The organism is Patulibacter sp. (assembly GCF_030655195.1).
Lineage (GTDB): Bacteria > Actinomycetota > Thermoleophilia > Solirubrobacterales > Solirubrobacteraceae > Patulibacter.
Map to the genome: position 1 here is coordinate 1 of NZ_JAURWA010000031.1, position 7,013 is coordinate 7,013.

The window sequence follows — 7,013 nt, forward strand, 5'->3', positions numbered from 1 at the left end:
GGCCCGGTGTCGCTCATCGGACGGGCCCGGCCGTGGGGGCCTCTGCGGCCCGGCCGGCGTCGGGGGACGCCGCGACGTCGGCCGGCCGCGCGGCGGTCGGGGTCCCGGTCGGCGCGGCGGTGTCGAGGAGGCCGGCGGCCCGCTCCAGCTCCTGCATCAGGATCGGCACGGCCAGATCATCGCCGGTCTCCGCCAGGACGCGTCGCGCGGCGGGTCGGCCGCCCAGCTCGCGGAGCGCCCGCTCGCCGTGCTCGAGCCGGAAGTCGTCGACCGCGGTTCGCCTCCGGGCGTCCCGGCGGGCCCGGGCGACGTCGATGCCGGCCCGGTGCGCGTCCAGCGCCGAGATCAGCTCGTCGAAGCCGGTCGCCGGGGCCAGCGAGCTGACCGCGACGACCTTCGTGGTGCGGTCGCCGACCGAGCGCAGCGCCGCCCGGACGTCCGCCCGGGCGCGCTGGGCGATGCGGCCCAGGTCGGACTTCGTGATGACCAGGACGTGGGGGATCTCCATGATCCCGCTCTTCAGGAACTGCAGGACGTCGCCGGAGCCCGGCTGGACGATGACGGCGACGGTGTCGGCGACGTCCGCGACGTCCGTCTCGGACTGGCCGACCCCGACGGTCTCGACGATCACGACGTCGAACGCGGCCGAGAGCGCCTGCGCGGCGGCGCGGGTCGCCCAGGCCAGGCCGCCGAGCCGGTCGGCGGCGGCGGTCGAGCGGATGAAGACCGCCGGGTCGTGCGGGTCGACCATGATGCGGGCGCGGTCGCCGAGGAGCGAGCCGCCGGTGCGGCGGCTGGACGGGTCGACGGCCAGGACGGCGACGCTCCGGTCCTGGGCGCGGAGGCTGCGGACGAGCTCGGAGAGCAGCGTCGACTTGCCGGCCCCGGGCGGCCCGGTGACGCCGACGACGTGGCCCGCGGGCTCTTGGCCGAGCGCTGCGGGGGAGAGCAGCCGCAGCAGCTCCGCGGTCTGCTCGCGGGCGGCGGGGGTGCGGGTCTCCACGAGGTTGAGCACCGCCGGGGCGACCGCGAGGTCCCCGTCGCGCAGTCGCTGCGCCAGCGTCGCTCCCAGGTCGGACTGCATCGGCCCATCGTAGGGCGGCCCCCGGTCCCGTCGTCCGACGGCCGGGTCCGGGTGCCGCGGCGCCCGCCGGGCCGGGGACGCCGCGGCACCGTCCCGACGCACCCGTGGCCCTCAGGTTCCCCCCAGGAACGGCTGGGACCATGCGTGCATGGGACGCGGGCGGAGCAGGGACGACGGGCAGGACCGGGACGGGGTGGAGGAGCACGACCTGGGCCTGTCGCACGACCTGCCGGTGCTCCTGAGCCGTCGCCGGGCGCTCCTCGCGCTCTCGGGCGGCATCGGGGCGGTGCTCGTCGGCTGCGGCACCGACGACGGGACGACGACGGCGGCGCAGGCCCCGGCGACGACGACCGCCACGGGCACGACGACGGCTGCGCCCGCCGCGGTCCCGGAGGAGACCGCCGGACCGTTCCCGGGCGACGGCTCCAACGGCCCGAACGTCCTCGCGCAGAGCGGTGTCGTACGGCGCGACATCACGCGGAGCGTCGGCGACGCGTCGGGCGTGGCGGAGGGCGTGCCGACGACGATCGAGCTGCGCCTGATCGACGTGGCCGGCGGCGGCGGGCCGCTGAAGGGCGCCGCCGTCTACCTGTGGCACTGCGACGCGGCGGGCCGCTATTCGCTCTACGACGGCGAGATCGCGTCGGAGAACTACCTGCGCGGGGTGCAGGTCAGCGACGACGAGGGGCGCCTGTCGTTCCGCACGGTCTTCCCCGGCGCGTATCCCGGCCGCTGGCCGCACGCGCACTTCGAGATCTACGAGGACGAGGAGGCTGCGCTGCGGGGCGCTCGGAAGCTGCGTACGTCGCAGCTCGCGTTCCCGCAGGAGGCGTGCGCCCGCGTCTACGCCACCGCGGGCTACGAGGGCAGCACCGAGAACCTCGGACGGACCCCGCTGGACGGCGACATGGTCTTCGCCGACGGCTACGCGAGCCAGCTGGCCTCCGCGTCGGGCGACGTCCGGGGCGGGATGACGGTGCGACTGAACGTCGGGGTCTGATCCGGCGCCGGTCGCGCCGGTCGCCGGCCGCACCCTCGGGTCCGCGACCGGCACCCGCTGCCCGGACGCTCCGGGGTCGCGCCACGCCTGTGCCATCGTCGGGCGCCATGACCGACGACTTCGACGTCCTCCGGCAGCCCCTGACGCTGGGAGCCCTCGAGCTGCCCAACCGCCTGGTGATGGCGCCGCTGACCCGCAACCGCGCCGACGACGACGGCACCGCCAACGCGCTGATGGCCGAGTACTACGGCCAGCGCGCCGCGTCGGCGGGCCTCATCGTCTCGGAGGCCACCTGGGTCTCGCAGCAGGGCAAGCCGTACCCGCGCACGCCCGGCATCGCGACCGACGCGCACCGCGACGGCTGGCGCCTGGTCACCGACGCCGTCCACGCGAAGGGCGGCCGCATCGTCGCGCAGCTCTGGCACGGCGGGCGCATCGGGCACCCCGACACGTCGGGCGAGCCGCTCGTCTCCGCGTCCGACGTCGGCCCCGGCGAGCTGACGATCTTCACGCCGACCGAGGCGGCGGCGAGCATCCCCGCCCCACGCGCGCTGTCGCTCGACGAGATCCCGGCGGTGATCGGCGACTTCGCCGACGCGGCGACGCGGGCGATCGAGGCCGGCTTCGACGGCGTCGAGGTCCACGGCGCCAACGGCTACCTGCTGCAGCAGTTCCTCTCGGACAACACCAACCACCGCGACGACGCCTATGGCGGCAGCCCCGAGAACCGCGCGCGGTTCGTGGGCGAGCTGACGACCGCGGTCGTCGAGGCGATCGGCGCCGAGCGCGTCGGGATCCGGCTCTCGCCGCTGGCGCCGGCGCACGAGATGGCCGAGAGCGACGGCGGGGACACCTACCGCGCACTCGCGAGCACCCTGGCGCCGCTGGGCCTCGCGTACGTCCACCTGCTGGCCCAGCCCGAGGACGCGCTGACCGCCGAGCTGCGCACCGCGTTCGGCGCCCCGCTGCTGCTGAACACGGGCTTCTCGAAGCACACGGAGCGCGAGGAGGCGATCTCGTTCGTCGCCGACGGCCACGCCGACGCCCCGGTCGTCGGGCGCGCGTTCATCGCCAACCCGGACCTCTACGAGCGCTGGTCGCAGAAGGCCCCGCAGAACGAGACCCTGTCGAAGCTCTTCTACGCCGGCGGCCCGGAGGGCTACACGGACTACCCGACGCTGGACGACGGCGAGGCCGAGACGGCGCTCGGCACGGCGTAGGTCGCGGGGCGGGGCCGGACCGCCTCGGCGGGCCGTCCCCGCCCCGCCGGCGGGGACGCGCGACCGGCCTGGACCGGCGGCTGCTGCGGCCGCCGCGCTGTGGCTAGAGGACGTGCTTGATGAAGTACCCGAACGAGCGACGCTCGTCGCCGCGGGGGTCCAGCAGGCCCGAGTCCCACGAGCCGTTGCGGCTGCCCGGCCGCCACGACGGGTTCGGGTCCGACTGCAGCTGGTAGACGTAGACGCGCTGGATCTGGCGCTTGTAGCGCTTGGCGATCGTGTTGAGGTAGCGCGTGGCGTCGTACTGGTACTTCTCGCGGGCGCTGTCGCTCGTGGCCCTGCGGCGCTGGGCGAGGAACGGGTTCTTCCGCTCCGAGGACGACTTGCGGGAGTAGACGCCGCCGGACTCCGTGATCCAGACCTTGGCGTTCCTGACGGCCGTCGAGCGGAGGAAGCGCTTGGTCTGCGTCGAGCGGCGGTCGTTGACGTCGTTGTAGTTGTTCAGACCCCAGATGCGGATGGGCATCTTCGCCGCCCGGCGGACCTTCAGGGCGTAGGCGGCGGTGGCCTTCCCCGAGGTCAGGTGCAGGTCGCCGACGAGCAGCCGGCAGCTGCTGCAGTTCCGCAGGTCCTTGCTGATCGTGCGGTAGAGGCGGCCGAGCGCGGCGGGGTCGCGCTTGTACGGACCGGTGAGGTTCGGCTCGTTGGAGAGCGAGAAGTCGCGGACCTCGGGGTAGGCCTTGCGGAACCGCTTGAACTCGGTGCGGAACCGTGCGGCGGAGATCCGCTTCTTCAGCGACCGGGAGTTGGAGGCGGTGACCCAGAACGTGACGAGCGGGCGGACGTTCGCGGCGTCGGCGGCCTTCAGCCAGGTGTCGAGGTTCTCGGCGTGGTACTTCAGCGACCGGTTGTTCTTGTAGCGCAGGGCGTCGTAGCGGACCGTGTAGCGCGCGGTCTTCATCCCGGCGTCGCGGAGCTGCTGGAACGCCGGGTCGGTGAACGTCGACGCCTTCTGGTCGGCCAGCCCCCAGGTCGTGGCGTTCGCGGCGGGTGCCGCGGCGGCGGTCGCGAGGACGGCGGCGCCGGCGGCCAGGAGCAGTCGTGAGGTCGTCGTTCTGGAGGTGCGGGTCATCGGGGTCCTGGGGTCGGGGGAGGTCATCGGCGGCGCAGCGTCGTGGACGTGCTCGTCCGGGTGGCGCCGTCGACGGGGGAGACGTAGGAGAAGCGGTACTTCGCGCTCGAGGAGCGCGGGACGCGGACGGTGAAGGTGCCGCGGGAGTCGGTGCGGATCGTCCGGTAGGGCTTCCAGCCGGAGCCGGTCGCGCGCTGCAGACGGACGTCGATCCGACCGTCGGCGGTGCGCACCTGGCCCCACACCGACGCGCTCCTCGAGCCGCGCCAGCCGAAGATGGGATTGGGGAACGCCTGCGCCAGCGGCTTGGCACGGCGGCCGACGGTGTAGAGCCCGGACTGCCAGCCGGTGGGGTCGGAGCTGGGGTCGTCGCCGTTCTGCTCGTCGATCCACTCGTACTGCGCGAGCATCTTCACGCGCGGGTTCTTCCAGGCCGTCCACCAGCCCCACTGCGACCAGGCGGCCTGCTTGGCGAACGACACGCCGCGCACCTTGTCGGGCGGGTTGGTCTCGTAGGCGTACTCGTCCAGCCAGAGCGGGAAGCGCGACGCGCCGACGACGTCGAGGCGCCCGGCCTTCGTCAGCCGGTCGGCGACGGCGGTCAGGCGTCCGAGGTCGCCCATGCGCGCGTCGCCGGTCTGCGGCGAGCGGTACGCGGGGGAGTACTGGCTGGAGTGCGGGTGGTAGGCCAGGACGTTGGCCTTCGGGGCGCGGAACCCGCGGCACTCACCGGTCCGCTTGGTGCGGTAGCGGGAGTCGACGCACGCGAGCTCGCGCAGGAAGACCATCGGCTGCGTGGTGCCGTTGGTGCGGGTGAGGAAGCGGTCGCCGCGGGACGACGTGGCGCCCAGGGCGATCGTCGCGGTGGGGTCCTTCGCGCGGATCGCGGCGTAGCCCTCGGCGGCGAGCTTGCGGTAGAGGTGCGGCGAGTAGACGCGGCACCGGGAGCCGGTGCAGAGGTTCTGCGGCTGCAGCCACGTGGCGACGTTCGGCTCGTTCCAGACGATGTAGTCCTGCACCCGGTCGGCCACGTGCGAGGCCACGGCGGTGGCGAAGGCCCCGAACATCGCGGGGCTCGGGCGCCAGCGGTTGTTGCGCCGCTGCGGCTCGAGCGAGCCCCAGACCGGACCGGGGCCCGTCACGACGAGCGTGACCGTCATGCCGTTGCCGCGGACGAGGTCGATCTTGCGGTCGAGGTCGCCGAAGTCGTAGGCGCCCTCCGCCTTCCCGTCGAACCCGGCCGGCGGCTTCTGCGCCTCGTGGTCGGGGGCGATGTGCGACCACTGCGCGAACAGGCGGACGTTCTGCACGCCGGCCGCCTTCCACCCCGCGACGATCGGCGCGGGGTCGCCGTGCCGACCGTTGAGGACGCCGTCGTCGGCGATCGCGGTGGTCATCGACCGGGCCGCCGAGGCAGGCGCGGCGCTCAGGCCGAGGCCGCCCACGGAGAGCAGCAGGAACAGGGCCGCGACGACCGCAGGGGCGGGTCGCCGACGAGGCCGTCGGAGGTCGGTCACAGAAGGGCTCCTCGAAGGGGGCGGAGGAACGACGCCGGGGACCTTCACCGGGCGGGGGCCCGGCTCCCGGAGGCGCCGCGTTCAGGAGTAGGAACCCGGCCGGGCCCCGGAAGTTGTGGCGCCCGGACGCTCGCGTGGCCTCACGGGGGTCCGGTGCCGGTCCCCGGACGGGTCCTCCCGGGGTGTGCCGCGACCGCTGCGCGGAGGGGTGGACGCCGTCTGCTCCAGGCGCCGCGGGGCGTGCGACGATCGCCGCATGATCGACCCCAACGCGCACGACCGCTTCGTGCTCCACCAGCGCATCCGGCTGGTGGTCAACCAGTACGAGTTCTCGGTCCCGGGCGAGCAGGCGACGGAGGGCGAGGTCGTCGACGCCGAGCCCGTGGGCGAGGACGAGCCGTTCTGCTTCGTCCAGCAGAAGCGCTTCAAGTTCAAGGAGGACATCGGCTTCTTCACCGACGACTCCAAGAGCCAGGAGCTGCTGCGGATCAAGGCCCGCAAGCGCTTCGACCCGCGCGCGACGTACGACATCACCGGCCCGGGCGGCGCCGTCATCGGGACCATCCGCAAGGTGTTCGGCGCGTCGCTGCTGCGGTCGACGTTCGTCCTGCAGGACAGCGCGGGCGGGGTCGAGATCTCGGCCCGCGAGAAGAGCCTCGGCAAGGCGCTGTTCCGGCGCTTCGTCGGCTTCGTCCCGGTCGTCGGGGGCTTCGCGGAGTGGCTGCCGATCGCCTACGACTTCGAGTTCAGCACCCCGGACGGCCGGGTCATCGGCGTGAACCGCCGGCGTCGCTGGCGCTGGCGCGACGTCTACGACCTCGACTTCACGGCCGACCCCGACCGCGCCCTGGACCGGCGGCTCGTGCTGGCCGCGGCGGTGGGCATGGACGCGCTGATGGCCCGCTGAGCCCGGACCGCCCGGGGCGAGACCGCCGCCCGATCGCGGCGGCCCGGATAGCCTCGGGCCGGTGACCGGCCGCCCGGACGACGCCCGGCGCGCCTCGCGCGTCGCCGACCCGCGGCGGTCCTCTCGGGGGCGTGCCGCGGCGCTCGTCGTCCT

6 protein-coding genes are annotated in these 7,013 nt (G+C 74.2%); 3 read left to right on the top strand and 3 right to left on the bottom strand.

Annotation, left to right across the window (positions count from 1 at the left end):
- Window positions 1-13: 13 nt before the first annotated feature.
- Complete coding sequence (locus Q7T67_RS03615; protein ID WP_304786084.1) at window positions 14-1,084, bottom strand: ArgK/MeaB family GTPase; 1,071 nt, start codon at window positions 1,082-1,084, stop codon at window positions 14-16.
- Window positions 1,085-1,232: 148 nt separating this feature from the next.
- On the opposite strand from Q7T67_RS03615, the gene Q7T67_RS03620 reads away from it, so the two are divergent.
- Both Q7T67_RS03620 and Q7T67_RS03625 read left to right on the top strand, forming a co-directional pair.
- Entirely contained in the window at window positions 1,233-2,084 is an 852-nt protein-coding gene (locus Q7T67_RS03620) for a hypothetical protein (protein ID WP_304786086.1), read from the top strand.
- A gap of 107 nt (window positions 2,085-2,191) precedes the next feature.
- On the top strand, window positions 2,192-3,304 hold the full coding sequence (locus tag Q7T67_RS03625) for an alkene reductase (protein ID WP_304786088.1): 1,113 nt from the start codon (window positions 2,192-2,194) through the stop codon (window positions 3,302-3,304).
- A gap of 103 nt (window positions 3,305-3,407) precedes the next feature.
- On the opposite strand, the gene Q7T67_RS03630 is transcribed toward Q7T67_RS03625, so the two are convergent.
- Both Q7T67_RS03630 and Q7T67_RS03635 read right to left on the bottom strand, forming a co-directional pair.
- Window positions 3,408-4,463: a hypothetical protein gene (locus tag Q7T67_RS03630; protein WP_304786090.1), complete on the bottom strand. Its 1,056-nt coding sequence runs from the start codon at window positions 4,461-4,463 to the stop codon at window positions 3,408-3,410.
- Window positions 4,460-5,953, bottom strand: coding sequence for a cellulase family glycosylhydrolase (locus Q7T67_RS03635; protein ID WP_304786092.1), 1,494 nt, complete (start codon window positions 5,951-5,953; stop codon window positions 4,460-4,462). The genes Q7T67_RS03630 and Q7T67_RS03635 overlap by 4 nt, the downstream gene beginning before the upstream one ends.
- Before the next feature lie 256 nt (window positions 5,954-6,209).
- Between Q7T67_RS03635 and Q7T67_RS03640 the strand changes: the two genes are divergently transcribed.
- Complete coding sequence (locus Q7T67_RS03640; RefSeq protein WP_304786094.1) at window positions 6,210-6,860, top strand: hypothetical protein; 651 nt, start codon at window positions 6,210-6,212, stop codon at window positions 6,858-6,860.
- The last annotated feature ends 153 nt before the right edge of the window (window positions 6,861-7,013 follow it).

Bases quoted from the DNA above. Each gene is read 5' to 3' on its own strand.
- Q7T67_RS03615 (WP_304786084.1), bottom strand. From the start codon at position 1,084: ATGCAGTCCGACCTGGGAGCGACGCTGGCGCAGCGACTGCGCGACGGG.
- Q7T67_RS03620 (WP_304786086.1), top strand. From the start codon at position 1,233: ATGGGACGCGGGCGGAGCAGGGACGACGGGCAGGACCGGGACGGGGTG.
- Q7T67_RS03625 (WP_304786088.1), top strand. From the start codon at position 2,192: ATGACCGACGACTTCGACGTCCTCCGGCAGCCCCTGACGCTGGGAGCC.
- Q7T67_RS03630 (WP_304786090.1), bottom strand. From the start codon at position 4,463: ATGACCTCCCCCGACCCCAGGACCCCGATGACCCGCACCTCCAGAACG.
- Q7T67_RS03640 (WP_304786094.1), top strand. From the start codon at position 6,210: ATGATCGACCCCAACGCGCACGACCGCTTCGTGCTCCACCAGCGCATC.